The sequence below is a fragment of the Candidatus Zixiibacteriota bacterium genome, from assembly GCA_040752815.1.
Taxonomy (GTDB): Bacteria; Zixibacteria; MSB-5A5; order GN15; family FEB-12; genus JAGGTI01.
This window is the reverse complement of record JBFMGC010000129.1, coordinates 1-1,182: the sequence shown is the minus strand read 5'-3', so window position 1 is coordinate 1,182 and position 1,182 is coordinate 1. Positions and strand designations below refer to the sequence as shown.

General features: G+C 61.0%; 1 protein-coding gene. It reads left to right on the top strand.

Annotated features, from left to right (window positions below):
- Positions 1-101: 101 nt before the first annotated feature.
- Positions 102-1,182, top strand: a 1,081-nt coding sequence (locus AB1772_13490; protein MEW5797353.1) for a hypothetical protein, incomplete at its 3' end; no start/stop codon positions are given.

Genomic DNA, 1,182 nt, shown 5'->3' with positions numbered 1-1,182 from the left:
GTTACCAGACACCCGATGCTGCCGCGTGCGGCGTGGGATTCGGCACCATCTGGCCCGGTCCTACTCCGGACCCTGGTGACGAAGGGCTTGATGCGAATACCATGCCGGTAACCTCGTCTCCGGCTGGTATGATGATTGTTCGTGGTATCATCCTCGGAGCGACTCTCCCGGCCGGAACGGATGGCACTTTCCCCGGCGGCAGTCCCTCGTTCACGATCAACGCCGGGCTTAACGCCAGTTGCCCGGGGCAGTTCGAGGTTGACACGACTTGCGCCGACCCGGCCAACCACTTTGTCTTCGTGAGAGCGTCCGGTACACCTCCGATCGTTGCGACCTTCAACAAGGGTATCATCAATGTCATTTGCAACCCGTGCCCGACCAACACCACCAATCTGGCTACCGTGAGTGCGACGGTCGGCGTGTCGGCGTCCAAGGCTCTTTCTTCCTCGGATGACGAACCCAATACCTTCGCAAAGATCTCTGGTCCCGGTGTTGTCACCACGGTAACGCCTGGCCCGCCAGCTGGTGCTGGTACCTGGTCGTACACCCCGACATGTGCCGACTACCCCGGCTTTGACGTGGTGTTCGAAGTTTACAACTCCAACGGTCAGGGCAATTGCGGCACCGCCACGTTCCACGTTGATGTGGCTGCGACTGCCCCAGTAACCAGCAACTGCGGTAACGTCTCCGTTCATTGGGGCGCTCTGGCTTCCAAGACGATCGGCGTGACCGGTGGTTGCGGTCCTTACACCTTCAGTGGTGGTGCTCCTGGCTCTGTCGATGTGAATGGCGTGTGGACATACGAGTCCAACTGCCAGTCCGTCGGCGACCATGCGATCTCCGTCACCGTGCAGGATGCGGCTGGCGGATCGGCCTTCTGCAACTTCACATTGTCGGTCACCAATGATGCCCCGGTTTGCTCGAATCCTGCTGACGTGACGGCCCCGACTGGTGTGCCGCTCGCGATCACCATGGGTCCGGCCAGCCAGTCTGACGGCGATGCCCTGACCTACGCTCAGTCCGGTGTGTGGCCGGCATGGCTCAGCATCTCCGGCAATCAGATCGTGGGCGCCCGTCCGTCCGGTGACAACACGCCCTACAGCGTGTGCTTCACCGCTTCTGATGGTTGTATGACCTCGGCTCCGTGCTGCGTGAACGTGCTGTTCGAATCCCCGTATCAGA